General features: G+C 62.5%; 20 protein-coding genes. 15 read left to right on the forward strand and 5 right to left on the reverse strand.

Features of this window, described 5'->3' with window-relative positions; all coding sequences use genetic code 11:
- Window positions 1-51: 51 nt before the first annotated feature.
- Complete coding sequence (locus HUN39_RS13870) at window positions 52-1,137, reverse strand: hypothetical protein (RefSeq protein ID WP_175095091.1); 1,086 nt, start codon at window positions 1,135-1,137, stop codon at window positions 52-54.
- A 91-nt stretch (window positions 1,138-1,228) separates the two neighbouring features.
- Window positions 1,229-1,981, reverse strand: a complete 753-nt coding sequence (tpiA, locus tag HUN39_RS13875) for a triose-phosphate isomerase (protein WP_175095092.1) — start codon at window positions 1,979-1,981, stop codon at window positions 1,229-1,231.
- 115 nt (window positions 1,982-2,096) lie between these two features.
- On the opposite strand from tpiA, the gene HUN39_RS13880 reads away from it, so the two are divergent.
- Genes HUN39_RS13880 through arsB form a run of 3 tightly spaced genes read left to right on the forward strand, consistent with a single transcriptional unit; the run spans window position 2,097 to window position 4,030 of the window.
- On the forward strand, window positions 2,097-2,435 hold the full coding sequence (locus tag HUN39_RS13880) for an ArsR/SmtB family transcription factor (RefSeq protein ID WP_175095093.1): 339 nt from the start codon (window positions 2,097-2,099) through the stop codon (window positions 2,433-2,435).
- Entirely contained in the window at window positions 2,432-2,959 is a 528-nt protein-coding gene (locus HUN39_RS13885) for an arsenate reductase ArsC (RefSeq protein ID WP_175095094.1), read from the forward strand. The genes HUN39_RS13880 and HUN39_RS13885 overlap by 4 nt, the downstream gene beginning before the upstream one ends.
- Before the next feature lie 3 nt (window positions 2,960-2,962).
- Entirely contained in the window at window positions 2,963-4,030 is a 1,068-nt protein-coding gene (arsB, locus tag HUN39_RS13890) for an ACR3 family arsenite efflux transporter (RefSeq protein WP_175095095.1), read from the forward strand.
- 3 nt (window positions 4,031-4,033) lie between these two features.
- Here arsB and HUN39_RS13895 read toward each other — a convergent pair whose 3' ends face one another.
- Window positions 4,034-4,471: a hypothetical protein gene (locus tag HUN39_RS13895; protein ID WP_175095096.1), complete on the reverse strand. Its 438-nt coding sequence runs from the start codon at window positions 4,469-4,471 to the stop codon at window positions 4,034-4,036.
- A gap of 360 nt (window positions 4,472-4,831) precedes the next feature.
- Between HUN39_RS13895 and HUN39_RS13900 the strand changes: the two genes are divergently transcribed.
- Entirely contained in the window at window positions 4,832-5,962 is a 1,131-nt protein-coding gene (locus HUN39_RS13900) for a glutaredoxin family protein (RefSeq protein ID WP_175095097.1), read from the forward strand.
- 113 nt (window positions 5,963-6,075) lie between these two features.
- Here HUN39_RS13900 and HUN39_RS13905 read toward each other — a convergent pair whose 3' ends face one another.
- Window positions 6,076-6,489 carry a ferritin-like domain-containing protein gene (locus HUN39_RS13905; protein WP_175095098.1) on the reverse strand — a complete coding sequence of 138 codons (414 nt, stop codon included), beginning with the start codon at window positions 6,487-6,489 and terminating at the stop codon, window positions 6,076-6,078.
- A gap of 254 nt (window positions 6,490-6,743) precedes the next feature.
- On the opposite strand from HUN39_RS13905, the gene HUN39_RS13910 reads away from it, so the two are divergent.
- Window positions 6,744-7,304 (forward strand): hypothetical protein, encoded by a 561-nt coding sequence (locus HUN39_RS13910; RefSeq protein WP_175095099.1) that lies wholly within the window; start codon window positions 6,744-6,746, stop codon window positions 7,302-7,304.
- Here the strand turns inward: HUN39_RS13910 and ppk2 are convergent.
- Window positions 7,301-8,308, reverse strand: a complete 1,008-nt coding sequence (gene ppk2 / locus HUN39_RS13915) for a polyphosphate kinase 2 (protein ID WP_175095100.1) — start codon at window positions 8,306-8,308, stop codon at window positions 7,301-7,303. The genes HUN39_RS13910 and ppk2 overlap by 4 nt on opposite strands.
- Window positions 8,309-8,525: 217 nt before the next feature.
- Here ppk2 and HUN39_RS13920 point away from each other — a divergent pair, with 217 nt between their 5' ends.
- The 10 genes from HUN39_RS13920 (at window position 8,526) to HUN39_RS13965 (ending at window position 18,091) form a co-directional block, all read left to right on the forward strand.
- Complete coding sequence (locus HUN39_RS13920) at window positions 8,526-10,433, forward strand: peptidylprolyl isomerase (RefSeq protein ID WP_175095101.1); 1,908 nt, start codon at window positions 8,526-8,528, stop codon at window positions 10,431-10,433.
- Complete coding sequence (gene trpE / locus HUN39_RS13925) at window positions 10,430-11,959, forward strand: anthranilate synthase component I (RefSeq protein ID WP_175095102.1); 1,530 nt, start codon at window positions 10,430-10,432, stop codon at window positions 11,957-11,959. Before HUN39_RS13920 ends, trpE begins: the two co-directional genes overlap by 4 nt.
- Before the next feature lie 49 nt (window positions 11,960-12,008).
- A complete protein-coding gene (locus tag HUN39_RS13930) occupies window positions 12,009-12,515 on the forward strand; it encodes a DUF6163 family protein (protein ID WP_175095103.1) in 507 nt (168 codons plus the stop codon).
- Between the two features lie 199 nt (window positions 12,516-12,714).
- Window positions 12,715-13,224, forward strand: coding sequence for a transcriptional regulator LdtR (gene ldtR, locus HUN39_RS13935; protein ID WP_232366096.1), 510 nt, complete (start codon window positions 12,715-12,717; stop codon window positions 13,222-13,224).
- A gap of 284 nt (window positions 13,225-13,508) precedes the next feature.
- Entirely contained in the window at window positions 13,509-14,621 is a 1,113-nt protein-coding gene (locus HUN39_RS13940) for a site-2 protease family protein (protein WP_175095104.1), read from the forward strand.
- Window positions 14,622-14,680: 59 nt separating this feature from the next.
- A complete protein-coding gene (locus tag HUN39_RS13945) occupies window positions 14,681-15,295 on the forward strand; it encodes an anthranilate synthase component II (protein WP_175095105.1) in 615 nt (204 codons plus the stop codon).
- 70 nt (window positions 15,296-15,365) lie between these two features.
- Window positions 15,366-16,388 (forward strand): anthranilate phosphoribosyltransferase, encoded by a 1,023-nt coding sequence (trpD, locus tag HUN39_RS13950; RefSeq protein WP_175095106.1) that lies wholly within the window; start codon window positions 15,366-15,368, stop codon window positions 16,386-16,388.
- Between the two features lie 125 nt (window positions 16,389-16,513).
- Window positions 16,514-17,353, forward strand: a complete 840-nt coding sequence (trpC, locus tag HUN39_RS13955; RefSeq protein WP_175095107.1) for an indole-3-glycerol phosphate synthase TrpC — start codon at window positions 16,514-16,516, stop codon at window positions 17,351-17,353.
- Window position 17,354: 1 nt separating this feature from the next.
- Window positions 17,355-17,834 (forward strand): cyclic pyranopterin monophosphate synthase MoaC, encoded by a 480-nt coding sequence (gene moaC / locus HUN39_RS13960; RefSeq protein ID WP_175095108.1) that lies wholly within the window; start codon window positions 17,355-17,357, stop codon window positions 17,832-17,834.
- A gap of 107 nt (window positions 17,835-17,941) precedes the next feature.
- Entirely contained in the window at window positions 17,942-18,091 is a 150-nt protein-coding gene (locus tag HUN39_RS13965; RefSeq protein WP_175095109.1) for a hypothetical protein, read from the forward strand.
- The last annotated feature ends 1 nt before the right edge of the window (window position 18,092 follow it).

An 18,092-nucleotide genomic window follows, 5' to 3' on the forward strand; every position in this document is an offset into this window, starting at 1 on the left:
AGCATGGTGTAGGCGTCGCGCTTATATCGGTCGCATGGCGAGGCGGCAAGCCTACATCGCCTCGGCCTTTTCGGCTTCGCCGCCCGTCGGCGAGGGCCGGAACCTGGTCGCCGGATCGTTGCGATCGATGCGCCAGTTCGGATGGTGGAAATGCAAGACGTGATCGCCGTTGTAGGAAACGACGGCGTTGTCGAACGTCAGCGCGCCGATCCGCCGCCAATTGCGAAACGTTCCCTTCTTAAATCCGGTGCGGCCGGTCACTTCGCCATCCTCAGTGACCTCGATGGTGAAAACGATCTCGCGCCTCGGCGTCGGATCGCCCTTGTCGAACATCATCGCCAGCAATTCGTCGCGTGAATCGAGGTCATCTCCTTCAATTCGCGGATGGCCCGGCGCAAGCTTTAAGCGCATGAAGCGCGGCGCTCGGGTAGGAATGTCGCGAGGCTTGCCGAGCTCGGCGACTTCGTGGAGCTGCCGCTCGGTCGGATCCTTATCGGTGATCGCGAACACGACACCCGCCGTCATGACGATGGGCGACGTCGCCCAATCGTTTGAGAGCGTGACGTTCGGCGCATTGACGAAATCAACATCGTTGATGTTGCGCGTCGATGCGCCGACGATATCGTCGATCGTGAAGAAGTTCGCCGTCTGCAACGGCTCTTTATGGTCTGGGTCTGTCGTCGGAAAGAGCTTGCCGGCGATGCCCTGCCCGCGCGGTTTGCCGCGTTTCACCGCCCCGCCGTTGGAATAGCGCGCGACGACAAGCGCCTTGCTGCCCTTCTGGAAATAACCGGTGTAGCCGCTGTCCTCGGTAATTTCCCAGACCCCCGTCAGAACGACGCCCCAGGGATGCACGATGCGTCTGAAACCTTTTTTGTCAGGTCCCCACCTGAGGTCGCTGCGCGCGTCGACCGATCGCTCGGCGGCCTGCGTCAGGAAGTGCCTGCCCCGCCAAAACGCGCGCAACATGTCGAAAAAGGTCGGCATCACGAAGGGGAGCGGCTCTTCTCCTGGCGCGCCCCAGACCTTTTGATAGGGATTGGCGAACACCGCGTCGCGCACTTCGCTGAATCGCGAACCGGGATAGACACGGTCTTCATCGACCAATTCAATGACGCCGAAATCGTTCGGGCTCATGGCATGCCCCTCTTTCAATCGATTGATGAAAACAAACCCTTCTGAACGGATGACTTTATTCGAGCCCATCCGATTGTCCAGCTTCGCCTGATCAGCGATAGGCGCTCGCGACGCCGATAAAATCCTTGGCCGTCAAACTCGCGCCGCCAACCAGCGCGCCGTCGACATTGGCGACATACATCAATTCGCGGGCGTTCGACGGCTTGACCGAGCCGCCGTAAAGAATGCGCACTTCGCCGCTCTTGCCGCCGCCGAGCCTGGCTTCGATCCGCTCGCGCGCGAAGGCATGCATTTCGGCGACGTCATCGACGGTCGGCGTCAAGCCTGTGCCGATCGCCCAGACCGGCTCATAGGCGACGACGATATGCGCAGGCGCATCAGCGGGGAGAGAGCCCTCGATCTGCGCGCCGACGATGCTCAACGCATCGCCTGCCTCTCGCTCGGCGCGCGTTTCGCCGACGCAAATGATCGGCGTGAGTCCGGCGCGCAGGGCGGCGGCGGCTTTTGCCTGCACGTCGGCGTCGGTCTCGCCATGGTCCGAACGACGTTCACTGTGACCGACGATGACGTAGGACGCGCCGGCGTCCTTGAGCATTTCGGCGGAAATGTCGCCCGTGTGAGCTCCGCTGGCCTCGGCATGGCAATCCTGCCCGCCAAGGCCCAAGCCGCCCCGCGTCGCAATCTCGCGCGCGAGGGCGATCAGCGTGGCCGGCGGGCAGACGATCAGTTCGGCGCGCGCGCGCAGCGCATCGTCATAGACGGCGCTCATCGCCTCGATCTCGGCCAGCGAGGCGCGCAGCCCGTTCATTTTCCAATTTCCGGCGACGAGCGGACGACGGATCATGCGAAATGCTCCTGACAATACGCTTCGGTAACAGAGCTAAGGGCACGCAACAATGCGGGCGCGCGCCCCATAGGAATGTCATTGCGCCGTCATTTATTTCGATATATCTGGATTTATGGAAATAGAAGCGGCTCTCGCCTGTCTTTCCGCGCTTTCGCAGCCGACGCGGCTCGAGACCTTCCGTTTGCTCGTCCGGCACGAGCCCGAGGGTCTGCCGGCCGGCGACGTCGCGCGGGCGCTCTGCGTTCCGCAAAACACGCTCTCCGCCCATCTCAACGTCCTTTCGCAGGCGAAGCTGGTCATCAGCGCCCGCACTGGCCGCAGCATCGTCTATCGGGCGGATCTTTCGCGGCTGAATGCGCTGGCGCGCTTCCTCGCCGAAGATTGTTGCGGCGGCGCGCCATGCGCGCCCGCCGACTCTCTTGCACGCATCAAATGTGAGTCTCGCCAATGACAGACAGGATCTACAACGTGCTGTTCCTCTGCACCGGCAATAGCGCGCGTTCGATCATGGCCGAAGCGCTGCTGCGCGAGCGTGGCGCCGGCCGGTTCAACGTTTTTTCCGCCGGCAGCCATCCCAAGGGCGAGGTGAACCCTTACGCGCTCAAAACGCTGGAGACGATGGGCCTTCCTTCCGAAGGCTATCGTTCCAAAAGCTGGGACGAGTTCGCCCGCCCTGACGCGCCCCGCATGGATTTCGTCTTCACCGTCTGTGACAGCGCAGCGGGCGAAGCTTGCCCGGCATGGCCCGGTCAGCCGATGACCGCGCATTGGGGCATTGAAGACCCTGCGGCGGTCGAAGGAAGCGACATAGAAAAGCAGCGCGCCTTCGCCACCGCCTTCCGCTATCTGCGCAACCGCGTCGATCAGTTCTGCGCGATACCGCTGCATCGCCTCGACAAACTCGCGCTCAGCCAGCGCCTGCGCGAGATCGGCGAGATGGAAGGCGCAACATCGCCGAACGCGACCGCGGAGTAAGTCATGACCATTTTCGAACGCTATCTCTCGCTCTGGGTGGCGCTCTGCATCGTCGCCGGCGTCGCGCTGGGCCATTTTCTGCCGGGCGTCTTTCACGCCATTGGCGCGATGGAGGTCGCGAAGGTCAATTTGCCCGTCGCGGCGCTCATCTGGCTCATGATCACGCCGATGCTGATGAAGATCGACTTCGCCGCGCTCGCCGAAGTCGGGCGTCACTGGCGCGGGATTGGCGTCACACTCGCCGTCAACTGGGCGGTAAAGCCCTTTTCAATGGCGCTGCTCGGATGGATTTTCATTGGCTATCTGTTTCGACCCTATTTGCCGGCGGACCAGATCGACTCCTACATCGCCGGCCTGATCCTGCTTGCGGCGGCCCCTTGCACCGCCATGGTGTTCGTCTGGTCGAATCTCACCAAGGGCGAGCCGCATTTCACGCTGAGCCAGGTCGCGCTCAACGACGCAATCATGATCGTCGCTTTCGCGCCCATCGTCGGGTTGCTGCTTGGATTGTCCTCGATCGTCGTGCCCTGGGACACGCTGTTTCTCTCGGTGGTCCTCTACATCCTCGTTCCGGTGATCATCGCCCAGCTCGCCCGCAAACGGCTGCTCGCGGCAAGCGGCGAAAAGGGTCTCGCCAGGACGCTCGCGCATATCGGCCCGGCGTCGCTCATCGCGCTGCTCGCGACGCTCGTTCTGCTCTTTGGTTTTCAGGGGGAACAGATCATCCGGCAACCCGCGATCATCGCCATGCTTGCGGCGCCGATACTGATCCAGGTCTATTTCAACGCCGGGCTCGCCTATCTGCTCAATCGCGCGGCGGGAGAAGCGCATTGCGTCGCCGGCCCTTCGGCGCTGATCGGGGCGAGCAATTTCTTCGAACTGGCGGTCGCGGCGGCCATAAGCCTGTTCGGCTTTGACTCTGGCGCTGCGCTCGCCACCGTTGTTGGCGTCTTGATCGAAGTTCCAGTGATGCTGAGCGTCGTCTGGATCGTCAATCGCAGCAAGGGTTGGTATGAGCGCGGAGCGCTTCGATCGGCTGATCGAATCTCCGCGCCCATCGATCTACCCTAAAGATCAGCAGAGGCGATAGCCATACGCCACAAGCTGGCGGCCGGTAATACGCAGCATGGGCGCCGGAGCTTGATTGCCGTGGCGTCGCACGTGAGCCATGAAGGCCTGGCGCAACCGGGGCTTATAATGCGCGGCGAAGACCGCGGTCATGCGCGGATCGACGACGCCCCCCTCGGGCCCGCCAAACCAGGGCGCATGGAAGCCGAAAACCGCGCCCTCGGAAACGCAGGACTGTGGATTCGCCAGATAAAGCGTGCATGAGGAATCGCATTCAGTCGGGCCAATCCGGATCGGCTCGCCCCGAGCTCGCGCCCTCGCAAGCCTAGCTTCATATTGCTCCACGCGTCCGCCATAATCCGGGGACATGACATCGAAAGCATTCGCGGGCGCAGTCAAAAGTACAAGCGTCATCGTTCCTGCAAGACCAAGAGATCGCAGCATAGGATTTCCTTTTGGGGCGCTCGTAAGGGGCGGCCGCGCCGCCCACAGCTGTCAGGGCTCAGTCGACCGAGCGCATGTCTCGGGCCCTTCGGGAAGGGGAAGGGCAGCAACTCGCGCCTCTTCCAGCTTCAGCGTTCCTTTTCTAAACAAGCGATATCTGCAGTGCAAGCAGGGCCTTAACTTTATGGTTAAATTTTTTTGAAGATAGCGCTTGGCGAGACGGCAATGCGCCCTAGCGCCTTCAGCCCAACGATACGTCGAAGATGCAGGGCGCGCGGGACGTTCGGCGCCTAACAGACACAGCGGATCCATCTCCAGATCTGCTAAATTTATTTTCCCGCATTTGCAAAGGAGCGAAGGTTGAAACTCCCTCCATTTCGCGTCGCGCTCATCGTTCTTCTTGGAGTCGCTTTCGCGTGGCTGCAGTTTGCGGAGCCGGCCAGCCCGCCGCCCGCGCAGATCGACTGGCGCGAGGACGGCCAGCTGCATGTATTTTTCTCGCCCGACTGTCCGCATTGCCATGAAGCCATCGAGTTTCTCAAACAGCGGCGCAAAATCGCTTACGTGCTACATGACATTTCAAAGCCGTCGAGCGAGGCGCTCTTTCGTAGAGTGGTGAAGCACTACGGCATAGAAGACCCAGCCGTTCCCCTCTTCGTGCGCGGCTCGCGCTATGTCATCGGCTTTGACTCAGCGCAAACCACTGGGCGCGAAATTCTCGCGCTGCTTTCCGGCCAGGAAACTGGCGCGCGACGCGCCGCCGAATCGAAAATCATCATTCCTCTCATCGGCGAAGTCGATCCGACGCATCATTCCCTTCTCGCGCTGACAGCGCTCATGGGTTTGTCCGACGGGTTCAATCCGTGCGCGATGTGGGTGCTGATCTACCTGATATCTCTCATCGTGAATATTCAGGATCGACGAAAAATCTGGTGGTTGGTAGGCACGTTCGTGCTCGCTTCAGGAGTCCTGTACTTCCTGTTCATGACCGCATGGCTCAACACTTTTCTTTTCATTGGATATATTCGTCCGCTCACGCAACTCATCGCGCTGACGGCCATCGGTTTCGGCCTCGACCATCTCATCGGCGTCGCAAGGGCGCGCGGAGAGGTCGTCTGCGAAGTGGGCGACCTGGAGCAGCGCCAGCGCACGATGCAATGGGGACACAAGATCGTCGCCGCGCCCGTAGGGATCGCCAGCCTCGTCATGGTGATTGCGCTGGCCTTCGCGGTGAACGCGATCGAATTCATCTGCTCTGCAGCATTGCCGGCGATCTACACGCACCTGCTTGCGTTGACCGATCTGCCGATCGCCCTGCACTATGCCTACATCGGGCTCTATGTCGCCTTTTTCATGCTGGACGATCTCATCATCTTCGGATTAGCGGCCTTCGCCGTGCAGAAAATTGTCAATACCCGCTACGCCGCCATCAGCCGCCTGATCGGCGGAGTCGTTCTCATTGGCCTCGGCGGTTGGATGCTGGCGCGTTGACGAGGGACCGCTGTCGCTCTCAACGATCATGTTCAACGCGAGCCAATGATCCAGGCGAGGCCGTGGCGATAGCGGCAAGACCCCGTGCAACCGCACTGCAAGGAAGAGAGCGCTCATACACCGGATCGACGCTCCGCACAGCGACGGAACGCCGGGAGGTGGCGCTGTTGCGAAGCCTGTTGAAGCCGCGTCAAGACGTCGCGAACTCTCGCGTCGCTCACTTGCGCCAAAAGCCGCGCATACATCGCGGCGTTCTCGATCTCCGCCTCGACTCCCGCTTTGCACGCTTCGGCAAGACTCGAGGGCGCCGGGACCTGACCCGCCCATCTGTCCTTCGGCGGCTCGATGCCGAAGCGTTCAAAAAGACGGAGAAGCGCGTTCGCGTGGCGCTCTTCGGCTTCGATGATATTCACAAAAGGTCTGACCGGCCCGAATCTGTCAATCACGCCTTGATAGGTCGCGCGAGCCTTGTACTCGTCGTCGAGCGCCTCACGCAGCGCTCCGATCGTCTTTTCGTCAACGGACATGCTGTCTTCTCCAACTTAGTGGTTTCAATTCAAATGGCGGCCATGAGTTTCAAATGGCGGCCATGAGCTCAAGACCAAGAAGGCGTGACAACAAGTAGCGACGACCGCACCAGCAGTGAGGCGTCGATTCGCCACGGCGGCGTTCGCCGTATTCGGCCAGCCGCGCGCTTGAAGTTCCGCGATCCGGGCCCTTATCCATCAGATACGGCGCGGTTTGCGCTCGCCGGACAGCCCTTTTTCAAGGAGACGCATTAATGACAATCGAAGAAGAACTGAGTCAGACGCGCGAGGTCGTTGGCGTCTTCAACGACGCTGGCGCGCTCCAAGAGGCCATCGACGATCTGATGTCGTCGGGGTTCGATCGCGCTGAGATCAGTCTGCTCGCAAGCGAGGAGGCCGTCGATGAGAAGCTCGGTCATAAATACAAGAAGGTCACCGAGCTTGAAGACGTGGAGGCCGCGCCGCGGACGCATTACGTGTCGGTGGAATCGATCGGCGATGCGCAAGGCGGCGTGATCGGCGGGCTGGTGTATGTCGGCGCCGGCGCGGCGATCAGCGCCATATTCGCGTCGGGCGGCGCCCTGGCCACCGTGATCGCGGGCGCGCTGCTCGCGGGAGGAAGCGCCGGCGTGCTCGGCGCGGCCTTGGCCAGGCTGATCGGCGAACATCACGCGAAACACCTCGAAGAACAGCTGCGCCACGGCGGCTTGCTCCTCTGGGTGCGGACCTGGGACGCCGAGCGCGAACGTAAGGCAAAGGAGATTTTGGCGCGCCATTCCGGGCGCGATGTCCACGCCCATACCGTGAAGCCCTAGCGCGAACGCTTGCGCTTCTTCTCGATATCCATCGCAAGCGACTTGCCCAGAATGTGCTCGTCGCGGCCGATGACGTGTGCGCTGGCGCCGACGATGAGCGGATCGGGTCCGTGCACGACGCTATGATCTTTATTCGGATAATCGAGACTCGATAAAAAGTGCTGCATGCAATTAAGGCGCGCGCGCTTCTTGTCGTCCGATTTGATGACGATCCACGGCGCGTCGGCCGTGTCGGAGAAGAAGAACATCGCCTCCTTCGCCTCGGTGTAATCGTCCCATTTGTCCATCGACGCGCGATCGATCGGCGAGAGTTTCCACTGCTTCAAGGGATCGTTCATGCGCGAGCGGAAGCGGCGCTGCTGTTCCTCGCGCGTCACCGAGAACCAATATTTGTAGAGGCGAACGCCGGAATTGACGAACATGCGCTCAAGATCGGGACATTGGCGCATGAAGTCGAGATATTCGTTCGGCGTGCAGAAATTCATCACGCGCTCGACGCCGGCGCGATTGTACCAAGAGCGGTCGAAAAAAACGATCTCGCCGGCCGCCGGCAGGTGCTGGATGTAGCGCTGGAAATACCACTGGCTGCGCTCGCGCTCGGATGGCTTTTCCAAGGCGACGACCCGCGCGCCGCGCGGATTGAGATGTTCCATAAAGCGCTTGATGGTGCCGCCCTTGCCGGCGGCGTCGCGCCCCTCGAACAGCAAGACGATGCGTTGACCGGTCTCCTTCACCCAGTTTTGCGCTTTGAGGAGTTCCACCTGCAGGAGCTCCATGTGCCGCAGGTAGACCTTCTCGCTCAGGCGCGTCTTGTAGGGAAATTCTCCTGACTCAAACGCCTTCCGGACCGCCTCGGCATCAGCCCGCAGGCGGCGCACGTCCTGATATGGCGCGTGGGGATGCGCCGCGCGCTCGGCCGCTTGAACGTCCCCGGGCTCAGCCTCGACTTTGCGACCTGGAGCCTCCACGCCGGTCTCGGCGGCGGCGTTGACGGTTTCATCCATTATCGGCTCCGGTTTTCGGCGCGCGCTCCGATCTGGAACTGCTCAGGCGGGAATTCTGATCGGGGGGAGACTGCAGGCATTCGAAACACAGGGCAATAGCGCATTTCGACGCTTCGGCAGTTCCGTGCGGAGCGCATTGCCACGCGCCCGCCCCCTCCCTATAGTCCGCCGCCAAAACCGGGAAGCCGGATCCAACGCACCCAAGGAAGCAATACCCATGCTAGAAGGCCTGCGCGTCGCCTCGCAGAACTGGATCGGCCGCACCATCATGGCGCTTGTCATGGGCGTCATCGTCATCAGTTTCTCGATCTGGGGCGTCGGAGACGTGTTTCGCGGCATGACGGCCCAGCGGCTCGCCCGCGTCGGCAGCGGCGAAGTCACGGTCGAAACCTATCGCAGCGCCTATCAAAACGAGCTCCGCCGCATTCAGCAGCGGATGCGGCGCGCGATCACCAATGAGGAAGCCCATCAGTCAGGACTGGATCTGCAGATCCTGGAGCGCCTGATCACCGAGATCGCGCTCGACCAAAAGGCGCAGCAGCTCGGACTGGCCGCAAGCGACGAGACCACCCAGCGACTGCTCGCGTCTGAAAAGGTGTTTCAGGGCCCCGACGGCAAATTCGACGCCGTGCGGTTCAAGCAGATCGCCAATGACTCCGGCTTCACCGAGCGCGGCTTCGTCGCGGATCAGAAGAACGTTTACCTGCGCAAGATGATTACCGACATCGCCGTCGCCGGAGTGGAGCCGCCGAAGTTGATGGTCGAGGCGATTTATCGCTTCCGCAATGAATCGCGAACGATCGACTACATCATTCTGCCGCCGTCGCTGGTCGGCGCCGCGGCGACGCCATCCGACGAAGAGCTGAAAAAATACTTCGACGAGCGCGAGCAGACCTTCCGCGCCAAAGAGTACCGCAAGCTGACGGCGCTGGTCGTCAGCCCTTCCACGGTCGGGAAGCCGGAGAGCGTGCCTGCCGAGCAGGTGCGCAAGCTTTACGACGAGGTCAAATCTAAGCGCTACGGAACGCCGGAAAAGCGTGATGTGCGGCAGATCGTGTTCAAGACCGACACCGAAGCTGAAGCCGCGCTCGCCAAGCTCAAAGCCGGCGCGGATATCGACGCAATGGCGGCCGAACTCAAACTCAATCCCAAGGACGTCAACCTCGGCCTCGTCGAGCAGCGCGACTTCGGCGACCCCAAGGTCGGAGCGGCCGTTTTTGCGCTTCCCGAGCCGGGGCTGACCGAACCGGTTCATACCGCCTTCGGCGCCGTCGTGTCCCAGGTCAGGAGCATTGCCCCGGCAGTCTACAACAAGACTTTCGAGCAGGCCGAGCCGGAACTGCGCGCGGAAATCGCCGCCCAGGGCGCCATGCCTGAAGTGCGCCGGCTCCATGAGGCCATCGAGGATCAGCGCGCCTCCGGCAAGACGCTCGCCGAATCCGCAAATGCGGTCGGGCTGGAGACGCAGGTCTATGACGGCGTCGACGATGCAGGCAATGATCGCAGCGGCAAGCCGATCGCTGGCCTTCCTGCCGGTCCAGACCTCGTGAAGGCCGCCTTCGCATCGGACATCGGCGTCGACAACGATACTGTGGCGACGCGTGACGGCGGCTACGTTTGGTACGAGGTTAACGGCATCGAGCCCGCGCGGCAGAAGACATTTGAAGAGGTGAAGCAGGCGGTCGCCGACGCCATGCGCAGCGACGCGGCGCAAAAGGCGCTCTCTGCTAAAGCCGACGAAATCGTCGCCAAGCTGAACGCGGGCCGGCCGATCGAAGACGTCGCCAAGGAAGTGGGCGTTCAGACTCAGCGCGCCAATGACGTGAAGCGCGAGGCGCGTCCCGACTTCAACACCAACGTCATCGTTCGATTCTTCGATGTGGCGCCGCGCAACGCCGGCTCCGCCGTCGTCGACAATGGGCGGCTGGTGTTTTTCGTGCGCGACTCGACGACTCCCGTATTCGACCCGAACTCGATCGAAGCGAAGACGATCGCCGAACAACTGAAGCCTGCATTTCACAATGACCTGCTGGAGCAATATGTCGGCGGCCTCGAGAAGGCGCTCGGCGTCGATATCAACCAGAAGGCCTTGGAAGCCGCGACCGGAGCGGAACCCGACAAGTGAGCGGCGCGCTGTTTGAGCCCGACTTCGACGCCTTCCGCGCCGAATACGACGCTGATCGGCCACAGCTGGTCGTGACGCGGCTGGTCGCCGATCTCGAAACGCCGGTCTCCGCCTATCTCAAGCTCACGCGCGATCGGCGCGGCGCTGCTTTTCTGCTCGAATCCGTCGAAGGCGGCGCCGCTCGCGGCCGCTACTCGATGATCGGCCTCGACCCAGACGTGATCTTTCGCGTTGTCGGCGAGAGGGCGGACATCAATCGCGCCGCGCTCGACGACGCGAGCGTCTTTACGCCTTGCGAGGCGGCGCCGCTCGTCGCCTTGCGTCAGCTCATCGCCGAATCCGCCGTGCCGCAGGCCGTGCGGCTGCCGCCGATGGCGGCGGGTGTCTTCGGCTATCTCGGCTATGACATGGTGCGCCAGATGGAGCGCCTCGCGCCGGCCAAGGAAGACAGGATCGGCGCGCCTGACGCGCTTTTCGTGCGTCCGACGGTCATGATCGTCTTTGACACGGTTCGCGACGAAATCTCCATTGTCACGCCCGCTCGGCCAAAAGCCGGCGTTGCGGCGAAGGCGGCCTATGAAGCGGCGCTCGCGCGCCTCGACAAGGTCGTCGCGACGCTGGAGGCGCCGCTGGAGCATCGCGACGGCGGGGCCGACGTACAGCTTCTCGCTCAGGAGCCGGTTTCCAATACGCCGCCATCGCGTTTTCTGGAGATGGTCGAGCGCGCGAAAGAATACATTCGCGCCGGCGACATCTTCCAGGTCGTGCTGTCGCAGCGGTTCACCGCGCCTTTCGCTTTGCCCGCCTTTGCGCTCTATCGCGCGTTGCGCCGCGTGAACCCGGCGCCCTTTTTATGCTTTCTCGATTTCGGCGAATTCCAGATCGTCTGTTCGAGTCCCGAGATCCTCGTGCGCGTCGCCGAAGCCAAGGTGACGATTCGCCCGATCGCCGGCACGCGCTGGCGCAGCGAGGTGACGGCGGAGGACGAGCGTCTGGCGGCGGATCTCCTCGCCGACGAAAAGGAGCGCGCCGAACATCTGATGCTGCTCGATCTCGGCCGCAACGACGTTGGCCGCGTCGCAAAGACGGGCACGGTGCGCGTCACCGACAGTTTCACCATCGAGCGCTACAGTCACGTGATGCACATCGTCTCCAATGTTGAAGGCGAGCTCGATTCGCGCCACGATTGCATCGATGCGCTCGCCGCGGGGTTTCCTGCCGGCACTGTGTCCGGCGCGCCGAAAGTGCGCGCCATGGAGATTATCGACGAGCTCGAGACCGACAAGCGCGGAATCTACGGCGGCTGCATCGGCTATTTCGGCGCCGGCGGTCAAATGGACACCTGCATCGTGCTGCGCACGGCGATCGTGAAGGACGGCAAGATGCATGTGCAGGCAGGCGCTGGCGTCGTCTACGACAGCGAACCGGAATATGAACACCGCGAATGCGTCAACAAGGCGAAGGCGCTTTTCCGCGCCGCCGAGGAAGCAGTTCGCTTCGCAACGCGCGCGCGGCGGGGGCAGTAGCCATTTCCGCCAAAGCGCACGGACAGCGAAACAAACGGCGGCGCATCTGATGGACGGCCCAACGATCTACGACGACGGCGACGATCCCTACCGCGCAATTCGCGTCGGCGAACCGAATGGCGGCGACGCCGCCAAATGGGGCGTGCTGCTCTCGCGCTTCATGCGCATCGTCGCGTTATTTTGGCTTGTGCAAGGCTTGATGCAGTGGCGGATCATTCTCGCTGCGGAGCGCTCGATCTTTGAAACCATGCCGCAGAGCGCAGCCTCCGCCGTTATTTTCTTCGCGGTGCTCGATCTCATCGCCGGCGTCGGCCTGTGGCTGGCGACGCCCTGGGGCGGCGTGTTGTGGCTGCTCGTTGCAAGCGCGCAGATTTTTCTTACGCTCAGCATGCCCGGATTCTTCACCGGCGGCTATTGGCTGATCGGCGTCAACGCCGTGCTGATCGCCATGTATTTCGGGCTGACCTTCGAGGCCGGACGCGACGTCGAGGCGCAGCACATGCGCGAACGCCGCCGTCGCCGCAGATTTGACAGGAAAACGCCAAAAAATTCCTGATCCGCAAGGTTTGTTTGAAGAATCATTAGCGTAAATCGAACCTTTAAATTCATCCATCATTCACCGCAAACAGCCCTATCGCGGTAAACGCGGGATTCAGGCTGTTGTTTAAACCGCCTTTCATCTGCGTCGATCTAATTTGGTTTCATCGAAGGCCGATCAAGAGATGCGCGACGCATCCGCTGTGATGGAGAAGACGATGAGCGCCATGATGAAGACCGCCCCGCAGGCTCGCGAGGATCGCGCCAGCGAGATCCGACCGGTTTATCTCGAAGCGCTCACGCTCGTCGAACGCCTTCACCGCCGTCTGCTAGACGTCATCAAGGACGAATTCGACCGCCGGGATCTTGGCGACGTCAATTCCGTGCAGGCGCTGCTCCTTTACAACATCGGCGACAAGGAGTTGACCGCGAGCGAATTGCGCACGCGCGGCTATTACCTCGGCTCCAATGTTTCATACAACGTCAAGAAGCTCGTCGACATGGGCTATATGCATCATGCGCGCTCGCGCCTTGATCGGCGTTCGGTGCGCATCAGCCTGACTCCGAAGGGCAAGCAAATTCACGATATCGTTGCGCAGCTTTATGAGAAGCACGCGCTGACGGTCGAGCAGATCGGCGGCGTCACCTGCGACGAGTTTCGCACCCTCAATACGTCGCTTTCACGGCTGGAGCGCTTCTGGACCGACCAGGTCCGCTATCGTCTCTGACGCGATCTCGCTTTCTTCTCGTCTCTCAACTGTTGTCTCTATCGCCGGCAAGCGCCCCAGGGCCGCTTCGCCGGCGTTTTTCGTTTGCGTCCCCGCGCTTAGAGCAGGTTGCGAAAAAGTTGACAGACTTTTTCGATGAGAACCTGCTCCAACATTTTGATTTTGAGCGCTGCCTTATCGATCACATGATCCATGTGAGCATCCATGTGAGCGGGAAGCGCTCTAGCGCAAACCGTCGCTCAGTCCTATCTTACCGGCTGTTAACCACGACGGCAGGAGCTCAAATGCGATGGTCCCTCACGATCGGCTCCTTCATGGGAACCGCCGTGCGCATTCACGTCACGTTCCTGCTGCTGTTGGGCTGGATCGGCTTTGCGGCCTACCAGCGCGGCGGCGCCGTCGCAGCGCGCGACAGCGTCCTGTTCATCGTCGCGATCTTTGTCTGCGTCGTGTTGCACGAGTTCGGCCACATTTTGACCGCGCGGCGCTATGGCATCGTCTCGCCGGTGATCACGCTGTTGCCGATCGGCGGCGTCGCCGACATGGAAAAGATGCCCGATAAGCCCCGCCAGGAGCTGCTGATCGCGCTGGCGGGTCCGGCGGTCAATCTCGTCATTGCAGCTTTGCTGATCCTGTTTCTTGGGGCCGTCGATTTGTCCGAGGGGATCCAGATCAGCGACCCATCCGTCAATCTTCTGAAACGTCTGGCGGCCGTGAACGTCTTTCTTGCGGCGTTCAACTTGATCCCGGCCTTTCCGATGGACGGCGGCCGCGTGCTGCGGGCGGCGCTGTCGATCTGGATTGGCAAGGGCCGTGCGACGCGCATCGCCGCGCAGATCGGTCAAGGCTTCGCTTTCCTCCTCGGCTTTCTCGGGCTGTTCGGAAATCCGCTGCTGCTGTTCATCGCGATTTTCGTCTATATCGCGGCCGCGGGCGAAGCGCAGATGACGACGATGGCCGAGGCGGCGCGGGGTCTAAAGGCCGCCGACGCCATGGAGACGCGCATCGCCGTGATCGAGCGCAGCGCAAGCGTGCGCGAAGCGGTGGATATTCTTCTGGCCACGTCTCAGGACGAATTCCCGGTCGTGGACGCCTCGCGCCGGCTCAGCGGCTTCCTGTCCCGCGCCAACATCATCGAGGCCTTGCGGGGTTCCGAACCCGGCGCGCCGATCGCGCCTTTCGTTCGCCAGGAGCCGGAGACGATCGATGGCCGCGAGAGCATCGACGCCGTCCTGCCCAGGCTCACGGGCGGAGAGGCGGTCGGCGTGACCGACGAGGAGGGGCGGTTCTTGGGTCTCCTGACCCGTCAGTCGCTGGCCGAGATCATGATGATCAAAGATGTTCGGCCGGACTGGCGCTTCTCGCCGCGGGACGACAGCCGTCCGACGGTTGCTTAAGCCCGCCGCCCGGCCTATTGCACTGTCAAACCCGCGCCAGGAGGCTGGACAGCAGCCCAATGTCCAACGTCACGCTTATCGACAACTACGACAGCTTCACCTTCAACCTGGTTCACTATTTTGGCCAGTTGGGCGCGAACGTCACCGTGCACCGAAACGACGCCGTTTCGGTCGCTCAAGTGCTGGCCGGCGGACCCGACGCGATCGTGCTGTCGCCCGGCCCCTGCACGCCGCATGAAGCAGGCATCTGCATGGAGCTGATCTCAGCCGCCGCCGAGACCGTGCCGATTTTCGGCGTCTGCCTCGGCCATCAGTCGATCGGCGAGGTGTTTGGCGGCGACGTTATTCGGGCGCCGCTGCCGATCCACGGCAAGATGGCCACCATTCTCCACCACGGCGACGCCGTGTTTCGCGGCATCGAAGGGCCATTCCAGGCGACGCGCTACCACTCGCTGATCGTCAGCCGCGACACCCTTCCCGACTGCCTGCGGGTGACCGCCGAGACGCCTGACGGCCTCATCATGGCGCTGTCGCATAAGACGCTCCCAACCCATGGCGTGCAGTTCCATCCCGAGAGCATCACCTCGCAGCACGGCCACAAAATTTTACAAAATTTCCTCGATCTCGCGCGGGAATGGAACGAAGGCCCGCGGCGGCGTGAGAAGGCGGCGTGAGGGCCGCTTCGAAGGTCGCCTGCAGCGGTCGGCCGGCGGCCCTGGCCTTGCGCAACGGCGCTGAACGACAGTGAGCGAAGATTTCAAATCCTACATCGCCGCGCTGGTCTCCGGCGCGCCCCTTGCCCGCGACGAGGCGAGAGCGGCGTTTTCTCTGATTTTTCGTGGCGACGCCACCCCGGCGCAGCTTGGGGCCTTTCTCATGGGTCTGCGGCTGCGCGGCGAAACGATTGACGAGATCATCGGGGCCGCGGAGGCGATGCGCGCCGCGATGACGCCGGTCGAAGCGCCGGCCGGCGCAATCGACATCGTCGGGACCGGCGGCGACGGCGCCGGCACTTACAATATTTCCACTCTTGCCGCGATCATCGCCGCAGCCGCCGGCGCGATCGTCGCCAAACATGGCGGCAAGGCGGCGACGTCGCTGTCGGGGGCGTCCGACGTGCTCGGCGAACTCGGCGTCAAGGTCGGCATTTCGCCAGCCGCCGCCGCCGCATCGCTCCAAGAGGCCGGAATCTGCTTCATGGCCGCGACGACGCACCATCCGGCCATGCGCCACGCCGCGCCGGTGAGAAGCGAGCTGGGCGTGCGCACGATATTCAATTTGCTCGGGCCCTTGTGCAACCCGGCGCGTGTCGAGCGGCAGACGATCGGAGTTTTCTCCCGCGACTGGCTCGAACCTTTGGCCCGCGCGCTTCGAGAACTCGGCGCAAAGCGCGTCTGGTTGCTGCATGGCGGCGACGGCCTCGATGAAGCGACGACGACGGACGTGACCCATGTGGTTGCGCTCGAAGACGGCGAAATCCGCAGCTTTGACCTCTCGCCGGAGGAGGCCGGATTGCCCCGCACGACGACGCAGGCGCTTGTCGGCGGCGACGCGGCGCATAACGCAAGAGCCCTGCGCGCCGTTCTGGAGGGCGCGAAGAACCCCTACCGCGACGTCGCCGTCCTCAACGCCGGCGTGGCGCTGGTCGTCGCCGGACGCGCCGCTAATGTGCGCGAAGGCGCGGCGCTCGCTGAGGCGGCGATCGATTCCGGCGCGGCGCGGGATAAGCTCGACGCTCTGATCCGCTGCTCCAATCGAGACGCCTGATCGGCCTTCTCTCTTCGATCGGGATAGGATTGCGCCCGTTTATCGGCTATTCATGAGCAGCCGGCAGTCGGCGGAACGAATTCGAGCGAGGGCGGTCGCGGCCCGTCTTCGCCGCAGGCGAGAAGATGACCGACATCCTAAGAAAGATCGAAGCTTATAAGCGCACCGAGATTTCCGAGGCCAAGGTGCGCATGCCCTTCGCGACGCTCGAGCGCAGCGTGCGCGATCATGATCCGCCGCGCGGCTTTGTCCATGCGATCGAGCAGAAACTGAACGAGCGTCGCATCGCGCTCATCGCCGAGATCAAGAAGGCGAGCCCGTCCAAGGGAATCATTCGCCCAGACTTCGATCCGCCGAAATTGGCGCGCGCCTATGAAGCCGGCGGCGCGGCCTGTCTTTCAGTGCTGACCGACACGCCCTCGTTCAAGGGCAGGCTCGAAGATCTCGAAGCCGCGCGAAAGGCGACGCATCTGCCGGCGCTCCGCAAGGATTTCATGTTTGATCCCTATCAGGTCTATGAGGCGCGGGCTTACGGCGCCGATTGCATCCTCATCATCATGGCCGCCGTCGACGACGACGAAGCGAAGGCGCTGAACACGGCCGCGCATGATCTGCGCATGGATGTGCTCGTCGAAGTGCATGACGAGCAGGAGCTCGATCGCGCCCTGGCGCTGGAGACGCGTCTGATCGGCGTAAACAATCGCGATCTCCGCGACTTCAAAGTGTCGCTCGAAGTCAGCGAGAGGCTCGCCGAGAAGATTCCGCGCGACAAGATTATCGTCGCCGAAAGCGGCATCACGACGCATGACGACTGCGTGCGCCTGGAAAAATCGCACATCTTCACCTTCCTCGTCGGCGAAAGCCTGATGCGCAAACATGACGTCGAAGCAGCCGCGCGCGAACTCCTGCAAGGCGCAACGGCCAATCACAACTCGGGCGCGCACAAGTCCCCCGCCGGCGCATGACATGAGCGCGCTGACTCACATCGGCGCGACGGGCGAAGCGCATATGGTTGACGTGTCGGCGAAGGCCGAGACGTCTCGCGTGGCGCTCGCCCGTGGCCATGTGGTGATGGCGCGTGAAACTCTGCGGCTCGCCATCGAAGGTCAGGCCAAGAAAGGCGATGTGTTCGGCGTCGCCCGCGTTGCGGGCATCATGGCGGCCAAGAAGACGAGCGAACTCATCCCGCTGTGCCATCCTCTGCCCCTGTCGAGCATCTCGGTCGAGATCACGCCCGATGACGCGCTGCCCGGCCTGCGCGTTCTTGCCGAAGCATCGGTCACCGGCAAGACCGGCGTCGAGATGGAGGCGCTGACGGCCGTCTCGGTCGCCTGTCTGACGATTTATGACATGCTGAAGGCCGCCGATCGCGGCATGCGCGTCGAAGGCGTCGAACTCGTCGAAAAACGCGGCGGCAAGTCCGGCGACTGGCGACGCGGCGAATAGTTCGATTGCGGCCGCAAGCCTCGCTATCGTAGCAGCCGACATATTTCATGATTGGTGGAGGCGCCCGCCGAAATGAAATTGTCCCTCTCTCGGATCGTCGCCTTTTTTTGCTGGCGATCGCTCTTGGCGTAACGTTCTCCTTCGCTTATCCCGGCGTCGATATTGACGTGGCCCTCGCGACAGTCATCGTGCTCGTCGCGCTCTCAGTCGAAAGCCTCGCGGCGTTCATCTTTCGCCGCGTCGCGAACCGGGGATAAG

Source organism: Methylocystis silviterrae (assembly GCF_013350005.1).
GTDB lineage: Bacteria > Pseudomonadota > Alphaproteobacteria > Rhizobiales > Beijerinckiaceae > Methylocystis > Methylocystis silviterrae.

Excerpts from the sequence above, each read along its gene's own strand:
- HUN39_RS13870 (WP_175095091.1), bottom strand. The coding sequence starts at position 1,137 with ATGAGCCCGAACGATTTCGGCGTCATTGAATTGGTCGATGAAGACCGT.
- HUN39_RS13945 (WP_175095105.1), top strand. The coding sequence starts at position 14,681 with ATGTCCAACGTCACGCTTATCGACAACTACGACAGCTTCACCTTCAAC.
- HUN39_RS13940 (WP_175095104.1), top strand. The coding sequence starts at position 13,509 with ATGCGATGGTCCCTCACGATCGGCTCCTTCATGGGAACCGCCGTGCGC.
- HUN39_RS13905 (WP_175095098.1), bottom strand. The coding sequence starts at position 6,489 with ATGTCCGTTGACGAAAAGACGATCGGAGCGCTGCGTGAGGCGCTCGAC.
- trpC (WP_175095107.1), top strand. The coding sequence starts at position 16,514 with ATGACCGACATCCTAAGAAAGATCGAAGCTTATAAGCGCACCGAGATT.
- ppk2 (WP_175095100.1), bottom strand. The coding sequence starts at position 8,308 with ATGGATGAAACCGTCAACGCCGCCGCCGAGACCGGCGTGGAGGCTCCA.
- HUN39_RS13910 (WP_175095099.1), top strand. The coding sequence starts at position 6,744 with ATGACAATCGAAGAAGAACTGAGTCAGACGCGCGAGGTCGTTGGCGTC.
- tpiA (WP_175095092.1), bottom strand. The coding sequence starts at position 1,981 with ATGATCCGTCGTCCGCTCGTCGCCGGAAATTGGAAAATGAACGGGCTG.
- moaC (WP_175095108.1), top strand. The coding sequence starts at position 17,355 with ATGAGCGCGCTGACTCACATCGGCGCGACGGGCGAAGCGCATATGGTT.
- ldtR (WP_232366096.1), top strand. The coding sequence starts at position 12,715 with ATGAGCGCCATGATGAAGACCGCCCCGCAGGCTCGCGAGGATCGCGCC.
- HUN39_RS13880 (WP_175095093.1), top strand. The coding sequence starts at position 2,097 with ATGGAAATAGAAGCGGCTCTCGCCTGTCTTTCCGCGCTTTCGCAGCCG.
- HUN39_RS13920 (WP_175095101.1), top strand. The coding sequence starts at position 8,526 with ATGCTAGAAGGCCTGCGCGTCGCCTCGCAGAACTGGATCGGCCGCACC.
- HUN39_RS13930 (WP_175095103.1), top strand. The coding sequence starts at position 12,009 with ATGGACGGCCCAACGATCTACGACGACGGCGACGATCCCTACCGCGCA.
- HUN39_RS13895 (WP_175095096.1), bottom strand. The coding sequence starts at position 4,471 with ATGCTGCGATCTCTTGGTCTTGCAGGAACGATGACGCTTGTACTTTTG.
- arsB (WP_175095095.1), top strand. The coding sequence starts at position 2,963 with ATGACCATTTTCGAACGCTATCTCTCGCTCTGGGTGGCGCTCTGCATC.
- HUN39_RS13885 (WP_175095094.1), top strand. The coding sequence starts at position 2,432 with ATGACAGACAGGATCTACAACGTGCTGTTCCTCTGCACCGGCAATAGC.